The following is a 26696-nucleotide window of genomic DNA, read 5'->3' as shown; positions in this document are numbered from 1 at the left end:
TCCCTGAAAATTAAAACTCTGGAGGTCCGTCATGACTGTGACGCGCCGCGCATACTCGTATCTGCACATCAAGGCAGTGAACGAGGAAAAGCGCATTATTCGCGGTGTCGCGACGACGCCGGCGGTTGATCGTGTTGGCGATGTTGTCGAACCCATGGGGGTCAAGTTTCAGAACCCCATGCCGTTCCTGTGGCAGCACGATGCCGGGAAGCCCATCGGTACGGTGAAATTCGATGACCCTACCGAGGATGGCATCACCTTCGAAGCCGAACTACCTGTCATTGAAGAAGCCGGCACGCTGAAGGATCGCGTCGATGAAGCCTGGCAATCGATCAAGCTGGGCTTGGTCCGCGCCGTGTCCATCGGTTTCAAGGCCATCGAATACGCCTTCATTGAGGGCACGAACGGCATTCGCTTCATCGAAAGCGAAGTCTTCGAGCTTTCCGCCGTCACGATCCCGGCCCAGCCGGAAGCCGTGATGACGAGCATCAAGAACATGGACGCGGCCGGTGTCGCGCTCATCAAGTCCTTCGATCCGAACGCTCCCGCCGCGACTGGCACGATTGAGCGTCCGGCGAAGACCTCTCCCGGCGCTTCGGGAAAATCTCACAAACCCGTCAACTTGCGCCCGAAGGAGGGCAAAGACATGAAAACGCTCGCTGAGCAGATCACGGCTCTGGAGGCCAAGCGTGCCGCGAACATGGCCCGCATGGAGGAAATCCAGACCAAGGCGTCCGAGGAAGGGCGCACCAAGGATGAGGCCGAACGCGAAGAGTTCGGAACCCTCGCCGACGAAAACGACACCATTGACGAGGAGCTGAAAGACCTTCGCCGCATGGAGAGGGCCAAGGCTGTCGAGGCCAAGCCGGTAAACAAGGCACCGGCACCTGCGACCACCGACGCGCCGGCTCGTGCGGCTGTCACGGTCAAGGCACCAAAGCTGGATGCCGGCATCGAGTTCGCACGGCTCGCCCGCGTCAAGGCCATCTCTCGTCTCGACAATGAGCCGCAGCGCGAAGTTGCAAAGGCGATGTACGGCGAAGATTCGACCGTCTATCGCATCGTCTCCAAGGCGGCTGTCGGTGCGGCGACGACGACGGACGCGACCTGGGCTGGTCCGCTGGTCGGCGATGAGACGTCCGCCTTTGCGGATTTTGTCGAGTTCCTGCGCCCACAGACCATCCTTGGTCGCTTCGGCGCCAATGGTGTTCCGTCCCTGCGCCGCGTACCGTTCCGCACCGCCCTTATCGGGCAGACCAGCGGTGGTGAGGGTTATTGGGTCGGTGAAGGCAAGCCGAAGCCGTTGACGGACTTTGACTTCAGCCGCACCACGCTCGATCCGCTGAAGGTGGCAAACATCGCCGTTGTCACGGAAGAAACCCTCCGCGACTCCAGCCCGTCGGCAGAGATGATTGTTCGTGACCAGCTGGCGGCCGCACTGCGCGCCCGACTGGATACGGACTTCATCAATCCGGCCAAGGCTGCAGCTGCTGGTGTTTCGCCGGCATCCATCACTAACGGCATCTCCGCGATTACATCTTCGGGCAATGACGCTGATGCGATCCGTGAAGATGTCCGGGCACTGTTCGGAACGTTTATTGCTGCGAACAACGCGCCGACCAGTGGCGTGTGGATCATGTCGGCCACCACAGCACTTGCGCTTTCCCTGATGCGCAATCCGCTTGGCCAGCGTGAATTTCCCGGCATCAACATGAACGGTGGTGACTTTGAAGGTCTCCCGGTCATCGTGTCGGAGTACTTCGCGCCGGTTTCTGCTGGTGGCTTTGTCGCTCTGGTGAATGCGCAGGATGTCTACCTCGCAGATGAGGGCGGTGTCGCTGTCGACATGAGCCGTGAAGCCTCGCTCCAGATGAACGATGCGCCGACGACGCAGGATGCCACGACCGGCACCGGCACCTCGCTCGTCTCGCTCTGGCAGACCAATGCAGTCGGCTTCCGCGCCGAACGCACCATCAACTGGGCTCGCCGCCGTGCATCGGCTGTGGCCCTTCTGGATGAGGTCAACTGGGGTCTGCCGGCGGCTTCCGTCTAAGCAGCCCTGAATGACATTGCCGGCCGCGGGCAACTGCGGCCGGTTCCCTTCCTCTCTCGGGAGAATGCCCGATGAAATCGAATTATCTGACCCGCGCCATGAACGCTCGCGATCCGCGCTATGCAAAGATCGCTGAGAAGCTTGGCTATGGTCGGCGCGACGTGCAGGCGAAGCCGCGCAAGCCGGTCGATGACATGAAGGCGTTGCGTGCGCGCTATGTCAAAGTCGTGGGCAAGAAGCCCTATCATGGTTGGGACGCGGACACGCTGCGCACCAAGATCGCGGAAGCGAAGGGCTAAGCCTATGCGTGTTCTCGGCATGCCGGTCCCCTTTACAGGCGAGGGCAAGAAAGACCTGTCACCGGTGAACCCGAACCGGGGTGGCTGGTTTCGGATCCTCGAAAGCTTCTCCGGAGCCTGGCAGAACAACGTCGAGGTGGACTTCAGCTCGGTCCTGTCGTTCCACGCGGATTTTGCATGCCGCACTCTGATCGCTTCCGATATCGCGAAGCTTCGGGTCAAGCTCGTCAAGAAAGACGATGACGGCATCTGGACGGAAGTCAGCAGCCCGGCCTATTCGCCCGTCCTGCGCAAACCGAACCACTTCCAGAACCGCATTCAGTTCTTTGAGACATGGGTTCTGTCGAAGCTCCAGCGCGGCAACACGTACATCCTGAAGCAGCGCGACAATGGTGGCAGTGTCCGCCAGATGTTCGTTCTGGACCCGCTTCGTGTAAAGCCACTGGTGGCGGATGACGGGTCTGTCTTCTACGAGCTCAATACCGATGAACTGAGCGGATTACCGGCGCGTGTGATTGTGCCAGCGCGTGAGATCATTCACGACCGCTTCAACTGTATGTTTCATCCGCTGGTCGGCATGTCTCCGATCTATGCCGGCGGGCTGGCTGCCATGCAGGGGCTTGCGATCCAGAGCAATTCGACGAGGTTCTTTGAGAACGGAGCGCAGCCGGGTGGTGTGCTTGTGGCTCCGGGTTCCATCTCGGACGAAACAGCCGGTCGCCTTAAAGAATACTGGGACAACAACTTCACCGGCAAGAAAGCCGGGAAGGTGGCGGTTCTCGGCGACGGTCTGAAGTATGAGGCCATGGCGGCCAAGGCCATCGATTCACAGCTCATCGAGCAGTTGAAGTGGTCGGCTGAAGTGGTGTGTTCCGTCTATCACGTCCCTCCGTACAAGATCGGGGTTGGGCAGATGCCCAGCTACAACAACGTGCAGGCACTCAACACCGAGTATTACTCTCAGTGCCTCCAGAAACTCATTGAAGATATTGAGATTTGCCTTGACGAGGGTCTAGGCATGACTGGCGAGAAGATCGGCACGGAGTTCGATCTGGACGGCTTGCTTCGGATGGACAGCGTCACTCAGATGCAGGCCCTGAAGGAGGGTATCAGCGCCGGCATCATGTCGCCCAACGAAGCACGCCGCCGCCTCGATCTGAAGAAGGTGGCGGGTGGCGAAACTCCCTACCTCCAGCAGCAGAACTATTCGCTGGCGGCCTTGGCGAAGCGGGACGCACAGGAAGACCCGTTCGGATCACCGACGCCTCCCACGCCGCCAGCAGATGATGGCGCTGTAAACGACAATGCCGAAGCCGAGGCCCGCGCCGCACTGGTCGAAATCTACAAAGGACTGCGCTGATGACGTTCGACGGGAAGGCCTTCGGCAAAGAGATCGTTGGCGTGGTCAAGGAGTATGTGCGCGATACGATTGCGCCGATACTGGTCCGCCTCGATGCCATCGAAAAGCGCCAGCCTGAGAAAGGCGAGCGCGGCGAGAAGGGAGACAAGGGCGATCCAGGTGCAAATGGGGCTGACGGTGAGCGCGGCCCACAGGGTGAACCCGGCGAGAAGGGCGAGCGCGGCGAAAAGGGGGAGCCCGGCGACCGGGGTCCCGAAGGTCCGCCCGGCAAGGATGGCGCGCCCGGTGTTGTTGGGGAAAAGGGTGATAAAGGCGATCCGGGCGACCCCGGCCCGGTAGGCGATCCCGGCAATGATGGGGCCAATGGTAAAGACGGTGCTGACGGCGTGGGCTTGGCCGGTGCGGTTATCGATCGATCCGGAAATCTCATCCTCACACTGACAGATGGCTCCACACGCGAGCTTGGCCTTGTTGTCGGGCGCGATGGTCAGAAAGGCGAACCCGGTCAAGATGGCAAGGACGGCGTGGACGGGCTCGGCTTTGATGATCTCGAAGTTGTTCACGATGGCCTGCGCACCTTCACATTCCGCTTTGCCAAGGGCGAGAAAGTCAAGGAGTTTCCATTCACGCTTCCGGTCGTTCTGGATTGCGGCGTTTTCAAATCTGGCGGGACCTATGTCGCTGGCGACGGTGTCACCTGGGGCGGTTCGTTCTGGATCGCCCAGAAAGACACCACGGAAAAGCCCGGTGAAGGTGACGGCTGGCGTCTCGCTGTCAAGAAGGGCAGGGACGGCAAGGACGGGGTTATGAAGGCCGAGAAGCCGAAACAGCCTCTGAAGGTGGGATGATGGTCAAACTGGTCTCTCTCGACACCGTGAAGCTTGCTCTGCGCATAGGTGAGATCGAGGAAACGAGCGGCGGTTGGGATGTCCTCCCACATGAGGATGACACGCTGCTCGACGCCTATATCGAGGCAGCGTCGGCCGCGGTCATCAATTACTTGAAGGATCAGGCCGAAGTCATCTTGAACCTGGACAGCGGCGGCGACGTGCCTTCAGGAACCGAAATCCCGAAGGAAATCGAAACTGCGGCAATCCTGCTCGTCGGTCACTTCTATCGCGAGCCGGACGGCGACACCGAAGAAGCCTTCGACCGAGGGTATCTCCCGAAGCCCGTCACCGCCTTGCTTTATCCGCTCCGAGACCCTGCGCTTCGATGACAAAGCCTGAGTGGTGGCCCTCATGGGAGGGAGAGACGGTCGTGATCGTGGCATCCGGGCCGAGCGCAAAGAACGCCCCGCTGCATGTCGCGAAGGGCAAGGCGAAGTTTATTGCGATCAACAAGTCATGGGAGTTGGCGCCATGGGCCGACATTCTCTACGGCTGCGACTTTGCATGGTGGAAGCACGTGAAAGGATGCCCGGGCTTTTCTGGTCTCAAGCTAACGGTCGACAGGGCCGCAGTGAAGGATTTCCCGGAACTCAAACAGGTGGAATGCCGGAAGCCGGATGATCGCCTGTTCCTGTCGCCTCTCGGCACCGTTGGATGGGGCGGCAACGGTGGGTTTCATGCGCTGAACCTCGCAGTGCAGTTCGGCTGTCGCAAAATCATCCTTGTCGGGTACGACATGACCACCCGATACGGCCTTCATTGGCATGGAGCGCATTCGGGCAACCTGCACAATCCGAAAGAAGCGAACGCGGCACGATGGAGGCGCGCTGTCGACAACGCGAGCAAGGTGATCCTTCCGATGGGGATCAAGGTGATCAACTGCAGCAAGGTTTCGGCTCTGACCAGCTATCCGAAGATGGAACTGGACAAGGCCCTTGCCTCATGAGGGTCGCGCTGGTTTTGCGGTCAGGAGGTGACTTCGACGCTTCCCATATCGCCCGACTTCACCGACAGGTGACAGATTATCTTCCCGGCGCTCAGATTTTTTGCCTGTCGGATGTCGAGGTTCCGTGCCCCCGTATCGAGCTTCGGTATGATTGGCCGGGTTGGTGGTCCAAGATGGAATTGTTTCGCCCTGATATTGGTGGCGACCTTCTATTCATGGATCTGGACACATCAATCGTAAGTACTCTGGAAGACATTGCGGCTGTCGACCGCCTCACGGTGCTGTCTGATTTCTACTGGCCGACGACTGGGCGCATTCAATCGTCGCTCATGTTCATTCCAGAGCGTGATCGACAGGAGATTTGGGATGCATGGATCGCTGACCCTTCGCGGCACATGCGCGAATGCGTGACGCGGGAGAGGTGGGGCGACCAGGGTTTCCTTGGTCAGTTTTGGCAGGGCAGGGCGCAGCGATGGCAAGACGCGCTGCCCGGTCAGGTGGTTTCGTACAAATGCCATGTCCGCGAGAAAACGCGGTCTGACAAAGAGTTCGGTGACGGAACGTTGCCGGAGAACGCGCGTGTCGTGATCTTTCACGGCAAGCCCCGGCCTTGGGAAATCGGATGGTAATGCGCCCCTTTGAACAGCGAGCCCAGACGATTATTCGCCGGTTGCCAGCCCGCGCACTGGCTGTCGAAATCGGCGTCCTGCGCGGGCAGGTATCGGAATGCGTTCTCCAGAACACAGACGCCCACCTGGTCATGGTCGATAACTGGTTGCCAACCAATCAGCAGCCAGAACGCTACAAGGCGACGAAAGATCAGCACGCATTCGATCCTGCGGAGATCGTGAGTAAGCACAAGCGAGAAGCACTCGCTCGGGTACATCGCTTCCGCGGCCGCGCGCAGATCAAGGAAATGTCATCGGTCGAGGCGGCATCACAGGTTGAAGATTGCACGCTCGACCTGGTCTTCATCGATGCCGACCATTCCTATGAAGGTGTCCGGGAAGACATTGCGGCTTGGTTCCCGAAGGTGAAGGCCGGCGGCTGGATCGGCGGGCACGATTATAAAAACCCGGATGCGCGCTTCTGTTTCGGAGTTGACCGTGCGGTAGATGAGTGGATCGAAGAGTCCGGTTGTACCCTGGAAACCGACTTGAATTTCACATGGTGGGCTCGGGTCTGATGGCAAAACGCTCAGCGGGTTCGCTCGACCGGACAATCACGGTTGAGCGCTACCAGGTCGTTGGTATGAACGACTTCAACGAGGATATCCGGGAATGGACAGCCTTCATCACTGTGCGTGCCGCACGTCGCGATGTGTCAGATGGTGAAAGGTTCGCGGCCGGCCAAACTGGCTCTTCGCTTCGCAGCCGGTTCGTCATCCGCGCATCGACAAAATCGAAAACGATCTCGCCAGTTGATCGCCTGTCCTATGACGGCGGCATCTGGAACATCGAGGGTGTGAAGGAAGGCGACCAAGGCGATATGCGCGGGCGCTTCATTGAGATCACGGCGGTTCGGAGCACGAGCTGATGGCTACTCAGGTTCGAATTGAGGGGCTGCGGGAGCTCGACAAGGCGCTCGGTCAGCTCCCGAAGTCCACGGGCAAGAACGTCTTGCGCCGCACGCTGCGAGAAGCCGCAAAGCCGCTGATCAACGATGCGCAGCGCTTGGCCCCGGATCGCCCCGGCCGCCCACGAAACGATCTGCCGACCTCGATCACCATTTCCACGCGCTTGAACAAGAACCAGCGCAAGGCCACGCGCGGAACCGATAAGTCGTTCGTCGAGATGTATGTCGGCCCCGACGTTTCAGTTCCACACCCACATGGGCACTGGCAGGAGTTCGGAACGGTTCAGCACGGCCCGCAGCCCTTCATGCGCCCAGCCTGGGACGCGAACAAGATGGAGGTGCTGGACGTGATCGGTGATCGGCTGGGCGACGAAATCATGAGAGCCGCGAAACGCCTCGCCAAGAAGCAGGCAAAGGCCGCTGCCACGGTCAAATAGATGACCTGCCGAGTGTGTGAAATGGCCCGCGCCGCGCTGGCCCGACTGATCGAGCGCTCACAGCTACCAACAGGACGCAAGCCGAATGATCGAAGAACGGATAACCGCGCTCCTAAGCGGCGTGGCTGATGGCAAGCGGTACTGGGTGAAGGCACCGCGCCGGGACGATGGCTCGCTCGCTGTCACACCTCCCTATCTCGTTCTTCACCGTGTCGACGGGCTGCCGAACTATCACTTTTGCGGGCGTGGCACTGTGGAGAGCCGCGTGCAGGTGAATTGCATCGCAGAGACCTATGGAGCTGTGAAGGCCCTAGCACGTGCCGTAGTGGCCACTCTCGACATGTTCAGCGACCCGGCAGCCGGCATCTACGGTGTTTTTGTCGACGGGGAGGGGCGCGATCTCACCGAAGACGCTCCAGGTGGTGTGAATACCTCAGATGCAGGCTCAAAGCTCTTTGGCGTGGCCGTGGATTTTCGCATCCACCACGCCGGTTGATCCGGCCCGGCCGGTCTGCCCGCAAACGCCCTTGGGCAAGGCATTCTCTGAAAAGGAAGCCGTAAAATGGCAAGCAAAGCAACCATCGGCTGGGATACGATCCTTGAGGCGTATGATGACGCCAGTTCGCCGCCCGGCTTCGTCCAACTCTGTGAGGTCTTCAACCTGTCACCCGGTGCGCAGGAAGCGGATCGCATCGATGTCACGCACTTCTGCAGCCCAGATCGGCGCCGTGAATATATTCCGGGACTGATCGACAATGGCGAGGCGAGCTTCGAGGCAAACTACATCCCAGGTTCTCCGGAAGATCAGCTCATCCTCTCGCTACTGAACAGCGGTGATGTCATCCAGTGGCGCATCACATTCCCGCTCCAGCAGGGCGACACGGATCGCCACCGTGTGACCTTCGAGGCGTCGGTGACCGGCTACGAGCGCACGATCCCCGTGGATGACCGTATGACGGCCACGATCACGCTCGCGCCGTCCGGTTCCGAGGTCTGGGACACGATCTCTGCGGGCAGCGTGTAATGGCGAACCCGAACCGTGGAGCCGTCGCGCTCGAAACTGAGGACAAGGTTTATTCCTTGCGCTTTTCCACCAACGCGATCTGCGAGCTCGAGGAGCATTTTGGGAAACCGATCATGCAGATCGTCAACGAGCTTGAAGATGAGAGCCGGGTGAGCATGGGAATAATCCGGTCAATCGTTTGGGCCGCGCTTCTGGAGCACGATCCAGAAATTACCCACAAGGAAGCCGGCCGGGTTCTGGATCACGCTGGCCAGCAGGTTGTGATGGAGAAGATTGGCCTTGCTCTCCAGCGCTTCTTTCCAGATGCGGGGGCTGAGAAGGGCAAGGCAAACCCTCCGAAGGCGAAAGCCGAATAGATTGGCTTTCGCTGCAACAGGACTGGGTAAGCGTCGTCGGCGGGAACGGTCAGGACTTCTGGGGCCTGTCTCTCCGCGAAATTCAAAACGTTCTCGCCGGCCACAACGAAAAACGAAGGCGCGACGGCAATCTCTTGATGTCGCAGGCGTGGCACACAGCGGCCTTCCAGCGCATCAAGAAGATGCCGAAGCTCAAGAACGTTCTCGATGAAGGTCCGAAGCGCGCAAGCCGCCACATGAGGCCCGTCCAAGTGGATGAGGTCAGGGCGTGGCTCGCGAATGCTCCGAAGATGAAGCGGCAAGGTAGGTAGACATGGCGCAAGGGGTGATTGGCAGCCTCCGGGTCAACCTCGGCATTGATACCGCCGCGTTCTCGACGGGGCTGAAGAAGGCGGAATCCGGACTTCAGAAGTTCGGAAAGATGGCAAAGACCGGACTGCTTGCTGCCGGTGCTGCCGCGACGGCTGCGGCCGGTGGCCTGGCCGTGATGGTCAAGGGTACCATCGACAGCGCCGACGAAATGGCAAAGGCCAGTCGAAGCTTCGGGGTTCCCATTGAGGAACTGTCGCGTCTCAGGTATGCGGCCGATCTTTCGGGTGTCTCGTTCAGCAATCTCGGCAACTCGCTGCGGACGCTGAACAAGAATGCCTATGACGCATCGAACGGGACAGGTGCCGCAAAGGATGCGTTTGCCGAGCTCGGCGTCAGTGTCGCGAATGCAGACGGTCGCCTCAAATCTTCCACCCAGCTCATGGGTGAAGTCGCTGACGCGCTCCAGAGCGTCGATGACGAAACGCGAAAGGCGGCGTTGTCGGGCAAAATCTTCGGTGAGCGTTACGGCCCGCAGCTCGCCTCGCTCCTTGCTGGTGGGTCGGAGGGGATCAGGCAGCTTACCTCGGAGGCCGATAAATTCGGCCAGGTGTTCACCCAGCAGATGGGCACCAGCGCCGAGGCCTTCAACGACAATATGGCCCGCCTTACGGGAACGTTCGGCGCCGTCTCGGCCAAGATCACGCAGCAACTCTTGCCGATCCTCGAAGAGTTCAGTCAGTGGCTTGTCGACAACAGCGACGGGATCGTCAAGTTCGCGGTCGATACGGCGAATATGTTTGCCGCGATGGGGCGAGGTTCTGCCGATGCTGCCCGCTGGCTTGTCGAAACGCGCGAATCCATTCGCCAGTTCGGTGAAGACCTCCGCAATGCGGCCATTCAGGCAACGCGGTTCGCTGCAGATATCCTTGCGGCGTTCGTGGCGCTGCCCGGCCAAATGTACCAGATCGGTGTCGACATCGTTCAGGGGCTCTGGAACGGTCTCAAATCGCAATGGGAAGCGGTCAAGAGTAGCGTCACCGGCTTCGCATCCGATGTGGCCGGCAGCTTTCGTTCGGTGCTTGGTATCAAATCCCCTTCACGGGTGATGTACGAGATCGGCGTCAACATCATGGAGGGGCTGCACAACGGCATGACCAGCATGGCCGATGGTGTGAAGGGGATTGCAAGTGCGGCGGCCGATGGCATCGCGGGTTCGTTCGAGGGGATCGGTTCCGGCATCGCAGAAGCCATCAAGGGCACGCGGGAATGGAAGGACGTGGCGCTCGACGCCATTCGCTCTGTGGCCTCCTCAATCCTCTCCAACATGAACTTTGGCGGCGGTATCTTCGGTGGTCTTCTGAAAGGCCTGCTCGGCGGTTTGGTCGGATTTGCCAATGGCGGCTCGTTCCGCGTCGGCGGCTCTGGCGGCATCGATAGCCAACTGGTCGCGTTCAAGGCATCACCGAACGAAACCGTCGATATCAGAAAGCCGGGGCAGGATGCTGGCGGTGGTGGCGGATATGCGCCGACCTACAACATCGATGCGCGCGGTGCGGATCAGGCAGCGATTGCACGCCTTGAGCGCGGACTTTCCGAGATGGACCGCAACTTCAATCGTCGGGTCGACGCCCGCACCAACACCCGTGACGTTCGGGGGACGAGGCCCTAATGGCACGACTGATCAGCCGCCCGGATGGGCTGGGCCTTGTTTCGATTGAGCCGCTGTCCGGCCCGCGCGCCATCAACGCAGGGCAGAACCAGTCAATCAGCGGGTTCGTACAGAGTGTTGCTGGAGCCTTTGGACTCTGGCGCTTTCGCTTTGCCTTCCACGCCATGCGTGGCACAGAGTTCCGGCAGTATCGAAAATGGATCACGGCGCTCCATGGTGGGGCCAATGCGACACGCTGGCCGTTCTACGACCCGGATGCGATCACCTTCCAGGAAGCGGGGGTTGATGCCTCCAACTTCGAGATCGCGACCGGGCAGCCGTGGTCGAACGGTGAGCCCTGGTCGAATAACCAGAACTGGGCCACCAGCCGGCCGAATGTCGCTGTGGCGGAGGATGCGGCCAAGAATGCGACCATCATCAAGTTGGTCGACAGCTTCTGGGGGCACCAACTGGATGGCGGCGACTATCTCGGTTTCTTCCCCTTTCATTTCGGGCTTTACCTCGTCACTGAAGTGATCAGCCCCGGAACATATCGGATCTGGCCGCCGCTTCGAAAAGCGATCACCACTGACGATTTCGCCACACTGAACCCGACCTTAGCACTGCGGCTTGAAGGGGAGGACGCCGCCAGCGCGGGGCGCGGACTTGTGGTGGCGGATACTCTTCAGGTCACGATGATCGAAGTGCTCGATTACGACGTGCGCAAATATTTCGCGGATTGATCAATGGCAGAGTTCACGCAAGCGGACATGGACTGGCTTTCCGGTCATCATGTCACGCGCGCCTGGTTCGGCGAGTTCGATCTCCCGACCGGCATTCGCTACCTGCACAATGGTGTGGGTGAGGTCGCGGTCGAGGGGCAGACCTATGTGGGTGTGACCGATCCTGTCGGCGGCTTGCTGGTCGGCATTTCCGCCGTCGAGGATCCGCGCTTCGGGCAGGCAGCCAAGGTCGACATCATCCTGAGCGGGGTCAATGTCGAGTTCTTTAAGAGCGTGAAGCGGGACGCTCGCTCCATCGAGGGCAGAACAGCCACTCTTCGGTTCGGGGCGGTCGATCCCGAGACGGGGCAGATCAAGCTTTTCAAGAACATGTTTCCCGGCAAGATGTCTGCGCCGACCCTGCACCGACAGGGCGTGGGCACGCGCTATGTGGGGCTGACCGTGGAGTCCTTTTGGGAGGCGCAGAACTTTCCGTTCGGCGGAAAGTGGAACGACGCCGATCAGCGACGGCGCTATCCCGGCGACAAGGGCCTCCAGTTTGTCGGCGTGAAGGTTGCGGAGAAGTGGGAATGAACCGCGCTGAACGTCTCCGCGCCTTCCTGGCACGTTTTGATGGTGCTCCCGCGGTTTGGGGTGAAAGCGACTGTTCTGCCGCGCCGGCGCTCTGGTGGAGCGAGGAGACGGGCAATAAGGTCGAACTGCCTGCCTATTCGTCCAGAGACGAGGCGCACGCGATCATCAAGCGCATGGGCGGGCTCGATGCGGTGTGGGATGACATCGCGGCGCAGGCGGGGGCCATGGAGCGCTATGGCGACCCGGAAGTGGGTGATGTCGCAATCATCGATACGCGCAAATATGGGCTGATCGGCGGCATCTGCGGGGCAGGGCGTATCCTCATCATCCGCAAAGACAATGGCAGCTGGCATCCCTTCGGGCCGGTTCGGCAGTTTGTGAAGGTCTACGCGACACCATGAAGCTCTGGAAATTCGTTCTGAGCGCTGGGGCTTCGTATCTGGCGATGACGGCGCACGCCTCTGCGGACCCGATCAGCATCGGTTTCTTCCTGTTTGCGGGTCCGCTCGGCGCGGTCTTCTCTTTCGGCGCGCTGGTGACGGCTGCCCAGATCGGCCTTTATGCCGTCGGCATCGGGGCATCCCTGCTGGTCTCGGCTTCACTTGCCAAGAACCAGAAGATCGATCCGGGCCAGTACAAGAACACGTTCGAGGCATCGCCGGAGAACTCCGAGGTGAACGCTATCGGGCGCTGCCGCCTGGGTGGACTGAAGGCCTTCGGCAACACGCGGAACAAGGATCGCTACCGTCTTGTCTGCCAGGCAAAGGGGCCGCTGGTCGCCATTGAAGAGTATCTGCTTGGCGGGCGCGAGGTCGTTGTCGACAGCGATACCGGCTATGTGTCATCGCCGCCTTTTGCCAAGTCTGGCGGATCATGGGTGACGATCAAGACCAAGCCTGGCACCGGCGCGGAAACCGCATGGCCGGAACTGATCTCGGCCTTTCCGAACCTCTGGACGTCCAGCCATCGTGTCCGTGGCATTGCCCAGACGCTGGTGAAATACGTTTCGCCCGGCATCTACACCGAGAAGTTCGGCAAGCTGTTTCAGGGGGGCGAGCCGGAACCGGCACTGACCGGACGTTTCAATACGGTCTATGACCCTCGCGTTCCGGGCGCCGACCCTCACGATCCCAATACCTGGGTATGGTCAATGAACGGGCCGCTCTGTGCTGCCCGGATCATGCTTTCGTATCCCGATCTCACCGTCGACAGTTTCGATTGGGACTTTATCTCGGACGAAGCGGACAGGGCCGATGCCCTGGTTGCCACTCTGACCGGGACGGAACCGCGATCACAGTGCTCCGGTGTGTGGCTCTCCGAGGCCAAGCGCGGCGATACGATGAAACAGGTTCTGGAAAGCATCGGCTGCGAGGTCACACTCAGCGATGCCGGATTGATCCGCATCGGCCTGATCGAAGATGCGCCGACGGCAGACTTGACGCTGACCGAGGATCACCTCGTCAACTTCTCGTGGCGCTCCGGGCCGGAAGCCGCCGAGCGCCCGAATGTCTGCCGGATCACCTACTACTCGGCCGAGCGCGGCTATGAGATGGCCGAGATCGACATGACCGGCATCGCGTGGGCGCGTATGCAGGATGAGATCGATCGCTACGGCGAGAAGATTTACGACATCGAGCTTCCGTTCTGCCCGTCTGCCAGCCAGGCGCAGCGCATTGCGCGACGGCTCTTTCTCCAGGCACGTGGCGACACCGGTGTTGCCAACACGAACATGGCGGGACTAGCCCTGTGGGGGCGGGATTATGCCAATATCGTGCTGCCCGACCTCGATGAAGCGCCGGTCTGCAAGATCGCGCCGCCGCGATGCGACGACGAACGCGGACAGGTGGAGATACCCTTTACCGTCTGGCCGGCCGAACTGATCGACAATCCGTGGAACCCGGCGACGATGGAAGCGTCGGCGCCGGAAGCCCTGCCGAACCTGCAGTATGAAAGCGATCTGGACACGCCGGACATCCTCGACGCTGCTCTCGTTCAGTATCCGAGCGGCTCCTATGAGCTTCGCCTCCAGTATACGCACCCTTCCGGGGGCTCTACCGCAGAGGCAAGCTATCGGGTCTATACGGGCGGTCTTCCGGACCCGTGGCAGGGAATGACGGAGTGGGATGATTTTGGACCGAAGGGCGAAGGCGAGTTTTCCGACAGGCCAGCGTCAGTCTGGTTTGCGCGCGCATCGGTGAATGCGCTTGGCAAGGATACTGATCTCCGCGTTCGCTGGTTCAATGGGGATGGCGATGCCTCGTACTTTTCCGATCCGGAGGAACTGCGACCAGCCAGCATCGACAACACGCTACCAAATCCGCCTGCGATGTATGGGAGCCTCCTTCAACCCCAGTATTTCGGCACGAAGGACATCCAAGTGGTGCAAATCGTTCTTCAGAACCGCACGCGCCCGCTTAGCGCAGGTGCGTGGGGACCGTGGGAAGACCTTGCGAGCAACGATCAGGTGCGCCCCGGAGAAGATGTGACGGTGGTCGCGCCGCCGGTTGACGATCCCGAACTCGAAGAGCGGCGCTTTTTGGCTGTCACGTCGAACGGCACCCGCAGCGCACCCTACTACCCGTAATTCCTGATCCCTGATCCAGCCACCGCGGCCCGCGCGCCTCGGCCGGCGAAGCATGCGAGGAACCCAGATGCAGACCAGAGCAGAACGCGATGCGATGATTGCCAATATGTCGTTTAGAGAGTTGGCAGCTATGTGGGGTCGCGAGGCAGAAACTGCCCTCCTAGAAGGGAACTTGCTATGTCCTCATATTGCCGAGCGCGTGCGTCGATGTAGTGGGAAAGGCTCGAGTTGGGACCGATCTCGATCCCCCGAGCAAATTCAGAGAGATCAACGGCGTACTTAGCCGCAGTTTCCTTCGGCAATCCATGCTGGATCATGATGACCAGCAAGTGTTGCATCTCTGCCCCTCTAAGGATTGCGTCAATTCCAGCAATGGATTGTGCGGCAGCCATTCATTCCCTCCCTGTCTAGCGCCTTCAAATGAAGCAGAGGCTCTACCGGGAGTCGAGACCACACCCATCGTGAACTGATCCGCCCCGCGCAGTGCATCTGCTCGGCCGGCGAAGCCTATCCAAAATCGGAGATACTCATGACCGTCTTTACCAAGCGGGGCGTTGATATTTTTGCGCCTACTGACGCCGCCGGCAACCTGCGCAAGGTGATCAATGGCGAGGTGCAGGTCTGGTCTGCCGAGGTCGAGCGGGCGATTTACTATGCGATGGTCTCGGGCAATCTGGCCTATGCGACCAAGGCCGATCTGGACGCCGATCTTGCTCATGACGACGGCACCGTTGCGTGGGTGGTGGCGGACACGGATGAGCTGAACGGCATCTATGTGAAGTCGGGTGCTTCCGGATCCGGATCGTGGACGAAGGAACGCAACCTTCCGGCAGGCCCACAGGGCGACATCGGCGGCGTTGCCTATCGATTTGACGCTGGAACAGCCGATGCGGACCCCGGCACCGGTCTGATCCGCGCAAACAATGCCGATCTTTCCGCCGCGACGCAGCTCTTCGTCTCGAAGTCGAACCGGTACGGAGACGATCTCTCCGGCTTCCTCGCCACGCTTGCCGGCTCCACCAGCTCGCACAAGGGTTATCTGATCCTCACGGCGCCGGACAGCGAGACGCAGGCCGCGTTCAATGTCACGGGCGTTACCGATGCCACGGGCTATGTGAAGCTCTCAGTTTCCAGCCAGGGCGGCGCGACCACATTCACCGATGCGGAGCGGCTGATTTTCCTGTTTTCGCGCACCGGCAATGCGGGCGATCTGAACGGCGTTAATCCGGGTACGGCTGGTTTGGAGGTGTTGGAAGCGGAGACGGTCGAGAACGTTCGCGCCATTATCCAGCTCCCGCCCAAGGCCAACACGATTTCACCTATGCAGTTTGGGGCGAAGGATGCGGTGAGCAATCCAGGGTTCAACAGCTCCCCGGCGTTTTCGGACTGTTTGCAGGCGTCCTTGGATACCGGGGCCAAGATCATCATGGATGCGCCGTTCGACCTCTACGGCGGACACATCATCCCCTACGGAACTGAGATCGAGTGGCTGACCGGCGCGTGGACCCGGCAGCGCAAGCGTTCGGTTACTGGCGCGTTCCTTCGCAATGGTTCAGCCCCAGCCTACGGCAGTCCGAATTGGATACCGCTTGAGGACCGAAAAGACATTACGATCATCAACCCCCATATTGACGGGAGTGGGTATCCGATCTTCGAGGGGACGGTAGCGTCGGCTGTCGATGCGAACACTTTTGCTCTAGATGCCTCAGCGCCTTCTATTGACGACTATTTCAACGGAGATGTGGTGGAGATCACCACCGGCGCCGCATCCGGGCTTGGGTCATGGGCCTATGTTCTCGATTACGATGGGGCATCCAAGACAATCATCATCGACCAGACGCGCACACCTGGTGTTGGCTGGGGCGGCGTCCCGGTGAATGGCGATCAGGTGCGTATCGGCTACAATGACCCCGCATTCGTCCTATTCTGGGGACCGCGCAACACGAAGATCATCGGCGGGCGCATCAAAAACTTCCCATGGGAGCGCGATGTTGCCTATGGCTACGGCTCCAAGGCCATCAATCTCGAACAGGGACATTCGCGCTGCTTGATCGATGGGGTATCTATCGAGAATTGCGGAACAGGCATTTTCCTGTGGGCACGTCCAGGGACGGTGCCGACGGCCAGCGACCCAGAAGAACCTACCCGTGAGAACCGCCAGATCGTGATGTCAAACATCATCTGCGATAATGTCGGGAGCGCGCTGTCTGCCACCGGGACTACAACCGCTCCAGGCCCTGACGGCGACCCAGAGCAGATGACCGCGATTGCGCAAAATTGGAGTGTGCGGAATTCGGGGCACAACCCCAACCGCCTGTTCGACTCTGGCGACACGAAAATGAAGGCTGGGGTCATCAATCTCGGCGGCGCGCAAAACCTCTCCGTGCGCAACTGGAAAATCCAGAACCAGAGCACTTACCCTGACATCTCCCCTGGCTATCCGAGCGAACCTAACGCCGCTGCCTATGGCCTTTCTGGCCCTGTTGGCGCTGTTGTGTGGGGCTGGGGGCGCAATGTTAATATCGAGGGCATCGAGTACCACGGTGATTGTGATCAGCTTGTACGCGTCCAACGACCGAAAGCGTTGAACACGGATGCTGGCAACACCAACATTCTCCATAGTGAGCGCTTCGACATTGAGATGAAGCACTATGGCACCGCTGGCTATTTGGCTGAGGTTGACCCGGATGATAGTTACCAGATTTCACGCACCTATCTCACAGGCACATGGAAGCTTACGACTGACGTGTTGTCTAATGGCGTGATCGGGCCGAACCTCGGTGGCAACGATTTCAATGGTTTCCCTTATGATTATATCAACATTGAAATCCGTAAGCACAACAGTCAGGCGCTAATCACTGGCACCCCAGAGCGGCTTTTCACGGTTGGCGGCGCAAACGACCTTGATACAGGCCGTACTACGGATGCTTGGCACAAGGGGCGCTCGGTCCAGTATGACAAGATACGTTCGCCATTCATCAATGGCGTTACGATTGTTACCGCAGACGATGCGCTTTCAACGGTGCCTCTCAAAGCGCGCGCGGGTATTGTCATCATCTCGTCGCTTCAAACCGGCTTGCGTATGATGTTCGATTTCAGGACGCATGACCCGGCTGGTTCGCCATCTGCGCAGGTTGGAACCGGCCCGCTCATTCCGGCAAACACGAGTGTTACAGCGGGGTCGCTTTCCGCTGGCGGCGGTGCCGATGCGTCTTTCAATGTTGGCATCGGCAGTGACGGTCAAATGTACGTGTCAAACCGACGCGGCGCGACTGTCACATGGAACTATACAGTGATCGGCTACGAGTGATCCACGACCAGATCTGATCTCGGATCGTCTTGTAGCGCTGTTCAAACGGCAGGCTTACAAGCCATGCCACGAACAGGCACAGCACCGGCACTAGAAGTGTTGCCAACATGCTTCGTGAAACCGTGCCGGTGTTATTCAGCATCTTCATGATGGGGTAGTGGATCAGGTAGGTGGTGTAGGCGAAGCCGCCAAACCAGGTCGCCCCGCGCATTGCCCAAAATGGCACCTGTAAACCCGTAAGAATAATCGATGACAGCGCGAACGCGATGAAGATCATCGAGTTATATGCCATATTGTAGCTCTTGGTTGCAAAATCGCCGAACGCGAGCGCAGCAAGGACAAAGGCCAACGGCACCAACAAAGCCAACTTCATGCTTCTGGTGTCTGTGCGCGATTTCGTGGCGTGATAAAAAATCGCACCGGCTATCCAGATAAGCGGCAATCCAGCTCCATGTCCTCCAAAAACATAGCGCTGTAAAAGATAAAGGGCTGCACCGGTTATCACGGGGAGTGCCCATGAGAAGGACCGGCAGGCATAGGCGACAGCGCCAAACGCTATGTAAATCCAGAACTCGATTGATATCGTCCAAAGCGGGCTATTCACGCCGAATGGTGGAATTGTTTGCCACGGTCCCGGCACTTCCATGTTCTGCAGAAACGCCAAGTTTCCGAGAAAGCTTGCAGCGTTGAACTTGCGTGCTGCGGGGTGCGCATCGCCATACACGAAGAACTCGACCACAGCGAACAAGATCAACACCGGAAGCAGAGGGATGGCGAGCCGGACATACCGGTTGAACGCAAATCTCGTGAAGCCCGCCAGCCCCTCACCACGGCTGTTGTCGATCACCCAGGCAATTGTCCAGCCAGAAAGAGCGAAGAACACTACAACCGCAATGCTCTGCATGTAGAACATGTTGGGCCATTGCGTGAAATTAAGCCCCCCAAAGAATGCCGCAGAGTGGCCGAACAATACTGCGAGTGTGGCAACTGCTCGAAAGAGCAACATCAAATCTTCGCGGCTAACCGTATGCATTCGGCCCCTCCTATTCGCCAGCCGATTACACGAATTCGGCGAGCCTGCCAACACGGAGACCCCATGCGCTCCTACCTAGCCTCTCTCTCTATCTTTATCAATTGAAGAGGATGGCCATGAGCGCCAACGAGCGAATTGTTGGGGTTCACACCTTAAGGCTTGGGGCGCTCAAGGGGGAATATTCGCCCGCTGGCAACCGAATGTAGCTGTTGCAACTGATAGGAGCCAGCTACGGGATCGCACCATTCAGTCGTCAGGATCGCGCCCGAAGTGACGAATGACCTTCATGACGATGTGAATGAGCACGCCGCAGCCGATGATGTAAGCGAGCATGTAAAGCCAAATGTCCATGGCTCTCCATATCTATTGCTTTCCCCCACGTGACCGGTGCGATCACGCTAGATTTTACAATGCTGGCGCGCGGGGCTTACGTGTTGAATGATGGGCTTAATGCCCGACATGACACGCGCCAGCGAGGCAATTCTCCGACAGTCAGGTTATCGATTCGTAAAAGTGCCGATGGCCCAAAGGGGAATGAAGTAGTGGCCTCCTGCCGGCGGACAGTCGCTTCCGAGGTGTGAGCCGACGGGAAGCCGTGCCCTCGTGGGGGAGAGCGAAATAACCGTAACACCGACAATCTGAAATGAAAAACCCCTGCCGGCCAAGTTAGCAATCGGAGGCGGCCAGCAGAGGTATGCCTGATTGACCGCACCACTGGCTATGCCCCAATCAGTGGATTGGCCCAACAAGGCTCAATGAGCGTAGCACTAGCTACCTGAAAAGAAACCCCTGCCGGCGAGTGTTGGGTGGACACAAATTCCGGCAGGGGCGCTCTCGGCCAGAGCAACGGCATAAACCAAAGCAAGTAATTAAACCTTCGTCCAGTTGCGAATTCAACCGTGTTTAACGACGCGGCGCTTTCGCATGGGCTCTTCACCAGAAAGGAAACGATATGGACCGCAATTTCGCGCGGGCGCTTCCGCTCGTCCTTGAGCACGAGGGTGGATGGGCTGATCATCCAGACGATCCGGGCGGCGCAACGATGAAAGGCGTCACGCTCCAGACCTTCCGTCGCTATGTGAAAGCGGATGGCACTAAGGCCGATCTGCAAGCGATTTCCGACGAGCAGATCGCGACAGTCTACTATCGCCACTATTGGGCGGCCGTGAATGCCCAGGCACTGCCTTCGGGTATCGACTATGCCGTGTTCGATTTCGCGGTGAACTCCGGCCCCAGTCGGGCGGTGAAGTATCTGCAATCGATCGTCGGTGCGGATGTCGACGGCAGGGTAGGGCCGAAGACGATTGCTGCGGTTTCGCGCATGGAGCCGGCAGACGTGATCAACCGGCTTTGCGATGCTCGCATGGCCTTCCTGCGCAAGCTGAAGCACTGGCCGAGGTTCGGCAAAGGCTGGTCGCGTCGCGTCGCCGATGTGCGCAAGGATGCCGTGAACATGATCGGACGGCCGGCAGATGTTGAGCGTGTGCCCGTGCCTGTGCCGCGCCCCACCGTTCCCGCAGAGGTCGAGCAGAAGGTGAAAGAGAAGTCCGGCTTCTGGCAGTGGCTGACCGGCCTTCTCGGTTCCGGAGCCCTTGGGCTCGGCTGGCTGACCGGCATGGACTGGAAGGCGATAGCGGCGGGCGGCGGTGTGCTTGTCGGGGTTATTCTCGTTCTGGTGATCCTGCGCTCGCAGATCGTGGCAGCAGTTCGGGACATCAAAGGTGCGGTCGAGGGGAAGGGCACATGATCGGCGCCGGTCTGGTCTACAAAGCCCTGTTCTCGAAGCTGGGGCAGGCACTGGCCGTCGTTGTCGGCGCTTCCGTCATTGTGGCCCTGATTTACTCCTACGGCCACCACAGGGGCGCTGCGTCGGAAAGGCAGGCGATCCTTTCCCGTTCCGTCGAAGTTCTCCGCGAAAGGAATGCGACCGATGAAGAAATCCGCGACATGGATGCTGTTGCCCTTTGTCGGGCTCTTGGCGGCCTGCCAGACGAATGCGCCGGCCTCGGTCTGTGATGGGTGGCAAAAGCTGTCACCCTCAGCCGAGACCCGGGCCTTCGTGATCCAGAACGACAGGGCTTTCGCTCAGGACGTAGCCGCCCACAACACCTTCGGTAGCCGCCAGGGCTGCTGGTAATTGAACCCACCCCACAGGCAACGCATTGGAACAGGAGCGGGGCGTGACCGAAAAGGCACCAGACATGGATCACGATATAAGGGCTCGCGTTGTCACGCTCGAGCACTCTTCGGCGGACAAGGAACGGCGATTGTCCGATCTGGAAGCATGGAAGGCTCAACGAGAGATCGAGAGTGCGCGCCATGATGAGAAATGGAATGCGATGGAAGCGCGGATCGATACCCGGTTCTCCGGGCTGGAAAGCTCGGTAGGTGACATCAAGAAAACTCTGTCTCACATCAACTGGCTGATTATCGGGGGCATCATCACCGGTGTGGTGGCCTTTCTGATCAAAGGTGGTTTTGCGTCCTGATCTTTCCGCATTCTCCCCAACTGCCCCGCTGGCCTCGCGCTGGCGGGGCTCTTTTTTGCGTTTGGGGATGGCAAATTCAGTTTACACTTGACGGCGGCACCCCTTGGTTTCGACGGGGGGTAGGTGGTCGCTGATGTAAACTGCTCCCCAATAGGGCATTGAAGTCACGAGGGAAATCGCTTCGCCGCCAAGTCTGGGGGTCAAGGGGTCGTGGGTTCGAATCCCGCCGCTCCGACCATTTTTCTTTTCACTTCAAGATGTTGCAGGGTCTGGAAGAATGCGACGTCCTGTTCGCTTGAACAGCTCTTTGCGGCCATCCACTGCACCAGACGCCGTCCATTGGACAACGTTCCCGGATAGGGCGCTGTCTGGACGATATCCAACGTGGATGAAGCGTTGGAATAACCGAAAACCGGGGTCCGGTTATTAGAGCGGATCATCGTTTCACGGAAATGCCGCTGCGTTCTATCTATCTGTTTCTCCGCATTTATGCGGACGTCAGGTGATTCCACCTGACTGCAAAATGCTCTAGTTCTGAAGCCTGGCGACAACGCGGTCAGCCATTCCAGCGCAACGCGCACCGTCGAATGGAAAGATCGAATCGAAACCGCGCTCGAGTTGCGCTTCGAGTTCGGTGCGCATCTGGCGTCGTGCGCGGTATAATCGCGTTCTCACTGTCACCACATTGAGATTCAGGAGCTCGGCAATCGCACGAATCTTGAGCCCTTCCGTCTCATGCAGCAGAAGCGGCAACCGGAGATCGGCCGGCAGGTTGGAAACGGCCTGTTCGAGCAGGCTGCGAAGCTGCGAACGTCCCGTGGAGACTTCGGGATCATTCAGATCGCATCCGGGAAAACTCACAATCTGTGGATTTGATGCTTCGCTCACGGTGTCAAATTCCTCCTGCGGCCGCACTTTGCGCTGAAGCATGAGAGCATTGTTGATGGCAATTCTGGTGACCCAGGTCGAAAAGCTTGACCGGCCCTGAAATTCGCCCAGTCGCGTGAAGGCGGAGAGATAGGTCTCCTGCACGGCCTCTTCAGCCTCAGCGTCGCTGGAGACGATGCCTCGTGCAACACGGAAGAGTCGCGGGTTCATCCGGCGGATGAGCTCGCGTATGGCTGCTTCGTCCCTTGAAAGGGCAGCTGCAACCAGCTGCCGCTCTGAACTCTGTGCCAGACCGGGTGTTGCAGATGCTCTGCGTTGAGCCTGAGCGCTCATCCGGCGTCTCCCTCAATGCGGCCGCGAGCGAGAATGTCCGGGACTGCCGGAAACACCTCAAGGGCACCGGGCGGCAGGTCGTCAGACGCGCTGCTGGCATCTTCAAACCCCGGTGTACCCGGCTGTCCCACAACGATGCGGCCCACCATTCCCGCCATCTCATGGGGGATGCAATGATAGTCATACACTCCCGGCACATCCAGAACGACCTCGAAACTCTCTTCGGGAAGGAGAAAGCCGCTGTCCCAGGGGGATGCCTTGAGGGGAATGCGGCGCTTCCGGTCGAAGTTTTCAGGATGGTATGCGGTCGCGGTATGGCTGTTGACCGGGTCACGATTGACAAACCGCAATACCGTCCCGGGCGCGACGGCCAGCCCGACAGGCGAAAACCAGATGCGTTCGCCACGCGGTGTTCCGCGCATCTCGATGATTTCAAGCGGCGCTGAATGCAGCGTTCGTGCGGTTGCGAGGGTGGCCGCCAGGCCACCCCCCAACTGGAGGAATCTGCGACGTGACGGTTTCATTTGGCAAGACGCGTTCTGGCGTCCCCATCATGATAGAGCACGATATGCGCGTGCGGTTTGTCGACGCCCGGGTGCCCTGCATTGTAGTAGACCTCTGCACTGCTCACCGTGTGCGATCCGATAGCCAGCCCCTCGTAAGCCGTGCCGTTCTCAAGCTCTTCAAGCGGCGTCATGTAGACGGTGGCGGACAGCTTTCCTGCGTGGTCGTAGGAAAGGAATGGCCCGGCCGGAAGAGTTTCCGGGTCGACGAAGAGCGTGCCGAGGCCGGGAATGAACTCCGGCAGCGGCAGCACGTCGCTCACCTGAACATAGGGCTCCCCCGGAGGAGCGGATTTGAGGGCTTCCTCGTCATGGGCGAGGGCCGGCACGGAAGTCAGCGCAATCGTGGTCACCAGTGCAAGAACTGACGATTTCATTGTTTGTCCTTTCCATTCATGTGGAACGCCTTGTGCTGACGTTCGACATGTTGGATGCACAAAAACGAAAAACGTTCGCGGCTGACTGAATTTTTCAGGAGCCGGGACGCAGGAACAGCGTCGTCATTGTGGACGGCGCGCCGCCATCCATTTCTGTTCCAGCGCGATCATCCCCCAAAGCAGGCCGAGAAGCAGGTAAAAATGGCGCCAGTGATCGGTGTCGATCACCGTGCCGAGCGCCACATGGCCAACGAAGACGATGTAGACGCATATCAGATGGGGCTGCCAGGGACGGCGGCGGAAGAGGATGCGGAAACCTGCCGCGAGCGACCACAGAATCAGCGTCAGATAGGCCGCGAAACCCAGCCAGGAATAATCCAGCAGCGTCTTCAGCCAGATATTGTGCGTGTCCTCACCGAGAATCTGGCCGAACTGCAGGGGGCCGATGCCGAGCGGATGTTCTGTGGCCCAGCCGAAACCGATGCCGAAACGCGCGAAGCGGCCAAGGCGGGCACTGTCGTAATCCTGCACGAGCTGAGCGCGCTGGGTGAAGAGCTCCGATACGGCGGGAATCTGAAGCGCGAGAATGAGGGCAAGCGCGATGCCGGCAACCGCCAGAAGCGCGGTGACGGCGATGCGCAGCCGCGCGGTGGCAGTTCCGGCATTGAGAAAGACGACAAGCACCAGAAGGCTCGAGGTCAAGACGAGGAGGCCCCACGCGCCGCGCGAAAAGGAAAAGAAGATGCCACCCGTAACGATGAGAAGCAGCGGCGCGGCAAGAAAGGCAATGCCCGGCCGCGCCGTCAGGATCAGGTAGAGAAGATAGATCGCCGGTAGTGTCAGGAACGGACCAAACACGTTCGGATCTTCGAAAACGCCGGCAGCGCGCCCGAATTTGGTGAACATTGCAGCGCCCGGAAAGGCGTTGAAATATCCGAGAATTCCAAACAGAGCCGTGATCGCGGCGGCGGCCACCCAGGCGCGGAAAACGACGGAAAGCAGCTCGGCCTCCGCCTCGACGATCGCGGCAGAGAACACGGATGTGAGCGCCAGAAACAGAGAGACCGCAATATAGAGCGGGATCGTGCCGAGATCTGCCAGCTGCGAGAGCGAAATGAGACCGCCGATATTGAAGGCGATGAGCAGCGCCAGAAGCGGTGCGACACGCCGCGATATCCTGAGGCCCGCCAGCGCCCAGACGGCGATAAGGCCGACCATGTAGAGCTCATAGGGGGCCGGTTCGCGAATGACGAAGCCGGACAGAAAAACGCCAAGACCGATCGCCGCCAGCTTCATGAGTGAAACCAGCTTGGCGTCAACGGCGGCGCGGGGCAGGCCCGGCGGCGGTCTATCGTAAGCGAGCAGGCTCAATAGGCGTTTTCCGTGTTGAACAGGCTGATCGGTGTCAGGAACAGGATCTTGAGATCGAGCCAGAGCGACCAGTTCTCGATGTAGTAAAGGTCGTATTCCGTGCGTTTGCGGATTTTTTCGTCCGTATCGATCTCGCCGCGCCAGCCATTGATTTGCGCCCAGCCGGTGACGCCCGGCTTGACCTTGTGACGGGCGAAGTAACCGTCGACGACTTCTTCATAGAGACGATTGTGGGTTTGCGCCGTTACCGCATGCGGCCGTGGACCGACAAGGGAGAGGCTGCCAAACAGCGCGTTGAAGAACTGCGGCAGCTCATCAATGGAGGTCTTGCGGATGATGCGGCCGACACGCGTGACGCGCGGGTCGTTCTTGGTGACTGCCGCCTTCGCGGTCGGGTCGCATTGCTCGACATACATGGAACGGAACTTCAGGACTTCGATCGGTTCGTTGTTGAAGCCGTGCCGCAACTGCTTGAAGAGCACCGGCCCCCTGCTGTCGAGCTTGATGGCGATGGCCGTCGCAAGCATGATCGGTGAAAAGACGATGATGCCGATCAGGCTGAAGAGGATGTCAAAACCCCGCTTGGCAACCGAATCCCAGTCGTTGATGGGCCGGTCGAAAATGTCGAGCATCGGCACCGAGCCGATATAGGAATAGGCGCGGGGCCGGAAGCGCAGATGGTTGGCGTGGGCCGACAGCCGAATGTCGACCGGCAGCACCCAGAGCTTCGAGAGGAGCGATAGAACACGCTTTTCAGCCGAGATCGGAAGGGCGACGATCAGCATGTCGATACGGGCAATGCGGGTGAACTCCACCAGCTCCGTGATGGTGCCGAGCTTGGGATAACCGGCGATGACGGGTGGCGAGCGCAGGTCGTCGCGGTCGTCGAACAGACCGCAGATGCGAATGTCGTTGTAGGGTTGCTGTTCGATCGAGCGGATGAGCTGTTCGGCATTGGACCCGCCACCGACGATGACCGCGCGGCGCTCGATCGTGCCATTGCGAGCCCAGCGGCGTAGGAGCTGCGACATGGTGATGCGCAGCACAAGAAGGGCTCCAAACCCGCACACGAACCAGGAACCGAGCCAGAAGCGCGAGAAACTGTCGGAAATCTTCAGGAAGAAGCCCGTCAGGGCCAGGGCCGCGAATGTGGCCATCCACGCAACCAGCACCCGCCCCATGGACCCGGTGGGATTGCGCAGCGCGCGCATCTGATAGCAGCTGGTGAACTCGCAAAGCACTACCATGAGGACCGAGCCGCCGCCGATGACGGTCATGTAGTGCCAGAAGAGAAACGGCGAAAGGCCGACATAGAGTGTGTAGAGAACGAAGCCGCTCAAAAGCAGCATGGAGAATTCCACCAGACGCATGACGCCGAGAACCATGACCGGCGACATGGTTTCGCGCTTGTATTGCTGTGCGACCTGCCAGGCGATGGGATTGAGCCTGCTTTGCTCGTCTCCCGCCTTCAGCATGCCCGGCTTTCGCGGTGCCCTCGACGTCTGGAGCCGCTTCGGGTCGATCTGGTTCAT

General features: G+C 59.6%; 28 protein-coding genes. 22 read left to right on the top strand and 6 right to left on the bottom strand.

Features of this window, described 5'->3' with window-relative positions; all coding sequences use genetic code 11:
• Nucleotides 1–31 precede the first annotated feature (31 nt).
• The 19 genes from AC07E3_RS13445 (at nucleotide 32) to AC07E3_RS13355 (ending at nucleotide 18110) form a co-directional block, all read left to right on the top strand.
• On the top strand, nucleotides 32–2053 hold the full coding sequence (locus AC07E3_RS13445; RefSeq protein WP_478362540.1) for a phage major capsid protein: 2022 nt from the start codon (nucleotides 32–34) through the stop codon (nucleotides 2051–2053).
• A gap of 71 nt (nucleotides 2054–2124) precedes the next feature.
• Nucleotides 2125–2352 carry a hypothetical protein gene (locus AC07E3_RS13440; protein WP_206549036.1) on the top strand — a complete coding sequence of 76 codons (228 nt, stop codon included), beginning with the start codon at nucleotides 2125–2127 and terminating at the stop codon, nucleotides 2350–2352.
• A gap of 4 nt (nucleotides 2353–2356) precedes the next feature.
• The gene (locus tag AC07E3_RS13435) at nucleotides 2357–3712 is read left to right on the top strand and encodes a phage portal protein (RefSeq protein ID WP_478362538.1); all 1356 of its coding nucleotides are present in this window, start codon (nucleotides 2357–2359) and stop codon (nucleotides 3710–3712) included.
• A complete protein-coding gene (locus AC07E3_RS13430; RefSeq protein ID WP_478362536.1) occupies nucleotides 3712–4560 on the top strand; it encodes a hypothetical protein in 849 nt (282 codons plus the stop codon). The genes AC07E3_RS13435 and AC07E3_RS13430 overlap by 1 nt, the downstream gene beginning before the upstream one ends.
• Nucleotides 4560–4931, top strand: a complete 372-nt coding sequence (locus tag AC07E3_RS13425; RefSeq protein WP_478362534.1) for a head-tail connector protein — start codon at nucleotides 4560–4562, stop codon at nucleotides 4929–4931. Before AC07E3_RS13430 ends, AC07E3_RS13425 begins: the two co-directional genes overlap by 1 nt.
• A gap of 41 nt (nucleotides 4932–4972) precedes the next feature.
• Nucleotides 4973–5548, top strand: a complete 576-nt coding sequence (locus AC07E3_RS13420) for a hypothetical protein (protein WP_478362532.1) — start codon at nucleotides 4973–4975, stop codon at nucleotides 5546–5548.
• A gap of 173 nt (nucleotides 5549–5721) precedes the next feature.
• Nucleotides 5722–6177, top strand: coding sequence for a hypothetical protein (locus AC07E3_RS13415; RefSeq protein WP_478362530.1), 456 nt, complete (start codon nucleotides 5722–5724; stop codon nucleotides 6175–6177).
• Nucleotides 6177–6734, top strand: a complete 558-nt coding sequence (locus AC07E3_RS13410; RefSeq protein WP_478362528.1) for a class I SAM-dependent methyltransferase — start codon at nucleotides 6177–6179, stop codon at nucleotides 6732–6734. The genes AC07E3_RS13415 and AC07E3_RS13410 overlap by 1 nt, the downstream gene beginning before the upstream one ends.
• Complete coding sequence (locus AC07E3_RS13405; protein WP_478362526.1) at nucleotides 6734–7084, top strand: phage head closure protein; 351 nt, start codon at nucleotides 6734–6736, stop codon at nucleotides 7082–7084. Before AC07E3_RS13410 ends, AC07E3_RS13405 begins: the two co-directional genes overlap by 1 nt.
• The gene (locus AC07E3_RS13400) at nucleotides 7084–7560 is read left to right on the top strand and encodes an HK97-gp10 family putative phage morphogenesis protein (protein WP_478362524.1); all 477 of its coding nucleotides are present in this window, start codon (nucleotides 7084–7086) and stop codon (nucleotides 7558–7560) included. The genes AC07E3_RS13405 and AC07E3_RS13400 overlap by 1 nt, the downstream gene beginning before the upstream one ends.
• Before the next feature lie 85 nt (nucleotides 7561–7645).
• Nucleotides 7646–8056, top strand: a complete 411-nt coding sequence (gene gp17 / locus AC07E3_RS13395; protein ID WP_478362522.1) for a tail completion protein gp17 — start codon at nucleotides 7646–7648, stop codon at nucleotides 8054–8056.
• Nucleotides 8057–8122: 66 nt separating this feature from the next.
• Nucleotides 8123–8584, top strand: coding sequence for a phage tail tube protein (locus AC07E3_RS13390; protein WP_206546006.1), 462 nt, complete (start codon nucleotides 8123–8125; stop codon nucleotides 8582–8584).
• Nucleotides 8584–8940 carry a GTA-gp10 family protein gene (locus AC07E3_RS13385; RefSeq protein WP_478362520.1) on the top strand — a complete coding sequence of 119 codons (357 nt, stop codon included), beginning with the start codon at nucleotides 8584–8586 and terminating at the stop codon, nucleotides 8938–8940. Before AC07E3_RS13390 ends, AC07E3_RS13385 begins: the two co-directional genes overlap by 1 nt.
• Before the next feature lie 313 nt (nucleotides 8941–9253).
• Entirely contained in the window at nucleotides 9254–10921 is a 1668-nt protein-coding gene (locus AC07E3_RS13380; protein WP_478362518.1) for a phage tail tape measure protein, read from the top strand.
• Nucleotides 10921–11643: a hypothetical protein gene (locus tag AC07E3_RS13375; RefSeq protein ID WP_478362516.1), complete on the top strand. Its 723-nt coding sequence runs from the start codon at nucleotides 10921–10923 to the stop codon at nucleotides 11641–11643. The genes AC07E3_RS13380 and AC07E3_RS13375 overlap by 1 nt, the downstream gene beginning before the upstream one ends.
• A gap of 3 nt (nucleotides 11644–11646) precedes the next feature.
• Complete coding sequence (locus AC07E3_RS13370; protein WP_478362514.1) at nucleotides 11647–12216, top strand: transcriptional regulator; 570 nt, start codon at nucleotides 11647–11649, stop codon at nucleotides 12214–12216.
• Nucleotides 12213–12617 carry a DUF6950 family protein gene (locus tag AC07E3_RS13365; RefSeq protein WP_478362512.1) on the top strand — a complete coding sequence of 135 codons (405 nt, stop codon included), beginning with the start codon at nucleotides 12213–12215 and terminating at the stop codon, nucleotides 12615–12617. The genes AC07E3_RS13370 and AC07E3_RS13365 overlap by 4 nt, the downstream gene beginning before the upstream one ends.
• The gene (locus AC07E3_RS13360) at nucleotides 12614–14800 is read left to right on the top strand and encodes a phage tail protein (protein ID WP_478362510.1); all 2187 of its coding nucleotides are present in this window, start codon (nucleotides 12614–12616) and stop codon (nucleotides 14798–14800) included. The genes AC07E3_RS13365 and AC07E3_RS13360 overlap by 4 nt, the downstream gene beginning before the upstream one ends.
• Nucleotides 14801–15329: 529 nt before the next feature.
• On the top strand, nucleotides 15330–18110 hold the full coding sequence (locus tag AC07E3_RS13355; protein ID WP_478362508.1) for a hypothetical protein: 2781 nt from the start codon (nucleotides 15330–15332) through the stop codon (nucleotides 18108–18110).
• Here AC07E3_RS13355 and AC07E3_RS13350 read toward each other — a convergent pair.
• On the bottom strand, nucleotides 18076–19143 hold the full coding sequence (locus AC07E3_RS13350) for an acyltransferase family protein (protein ID WP_478362506.1): 1068 nt from the start codon (nucleotides 19141–19143) through the stop codon (nucleotides 18076–18078). The two genes, AC07E3_RS13355 and AC07E3_RS13350, sit on opposite strands and share 35 nt — an antisense overlap.
• Nucleotides 19144–20095: 952 nt before the next feature.
• On the opposite strand from AC07E3_RS13350, the gene AC07E3_RS13345 reads away from it, so the two are divergent.
• The 3 genes from AC07E3_RS13345 to AC07E3_RS13335 all read left to right on the top strand — a co-directional run bounded on the left by AC07E3_RS13345 (nucleotide 20096) and on the right by AC07E3_RS13335 (nucleotide 21632).
• A complete protein-coding gene (locus AC07E3_RS13345) occupies nucleotides 20096–20890 on the top strand; it encodes a glycoside hydrolase family 108 protein (protein WP_478362503.1) in 795 nt (264 codons plus the stop codon).
• The gene (locus AC07E3_RS13340; RefSeq protein WP_478362501.1) at nucleotides 20887–21159 is read left to right on the top strand and encodes a hypothetical protein; all 273 of its coding nucleotides are present in this window, start codon (nucleotides 20887–20889) and stop codon (nucleotides 21157–21159) included. The genes AC07E3_RS13345 and AC07E3_RS13340 overlap by 4 nt, the downstream gene beginning before the upstream one ends.
• 164 nt (nucleotides 21160–21323) lie before the next feature.
• Complete coding sequence (locus tag AC07E3_RS13335) at nucleotides 21324–21632, top strand: hypothetical protein (RefSeq protein ID WP_478362499.1); 309 nt, start codon at nucleotides 21324–21326, stop codon at nucleotides 21630–21632.
• Nucleotides 21633–22160: 528 nt separating this feature from the next.
• Here the strand turns inward: AC07E3_RS13335 and AC07E3_RS13330 are convergent.
• The 5 genes from AC07E3_RS13330 to AC07E3_RS13310 form a co-directional block, all read right to left on the bottom strand.
• Nucleotides 22161–22853 carry an RNA polymerase sigma factor gene (locus tag AC07E3_RS13330; RefSeq protein WP_478362497.1) on the bottom strand — a complete coding sequence of 231 codons (693 nt, stop codon included), beginning with the start codon at nucleotides 22851–22853 and terminating at the stop codon, nucleotides 22161–22163.
• Nucleotides 22850–23275 carry a plastocyanin/azurin family copper-binding protein gene (locus tag AC07E3_RS13325; protein WP_478362495.1) on the bottom strand — a complete coding sequence of 142 codons (426 nt, stop codon included), beginning with the start codon at nucleotides 23273–23275 and terminating at the stop codon, nucleotides 22850–22852. The genes AC07E3_RS13330 and AC07E3_RS13325 overlap by 4 nt, the downstream gene beginning before the upstream one ends.
• 98 nt (nucleotides 23276–23373) lie before the next feature.
• Entirely contained in the window at nucleotides 23374–23793 is a 420-nt protein-coding gene (locus tag AC07E3_RS13320) for a hypothetical protein (protein ID WP_336065352.1), read from the bottom strand.
• Nucleotides 23794–23916: 123 nt separating this feature from the next.
• A complete protein-coding gene (locus tag AC07E3_RS13315; protein ID WP_478362493.1) occupies nucleotides 23917–25164 on the bottom strand; it encodes an O-antigen ligase family protein in 1248 nt (415 codons plus the stop codon).
• Nucleotides 25161–26696 carry an undecaprenyl-phosphate glucose phosphotransferase gene (locus AC07E3_RS13310; protein ID WP_478362491.1) on the bottom strand — a complete coding sequence of 512 codons (1536 nt, stop codon included), beginning with the start codon at nucleotides 26694–26696 and terminating at the stop codon, nucleotides 25161–25163. Before AC07E3_RS13310 ends, AC07E3_RS13315 begins: the two co-directional genes overlap by 4 nt.

It is taken from the genome of Nitratireductor lacus (assembly GCF_056431025.1).
Note: the sequence above shows the minus strand (reverse complement) of the source record. Positions and strands in the feature narration are given on the sequence as shown.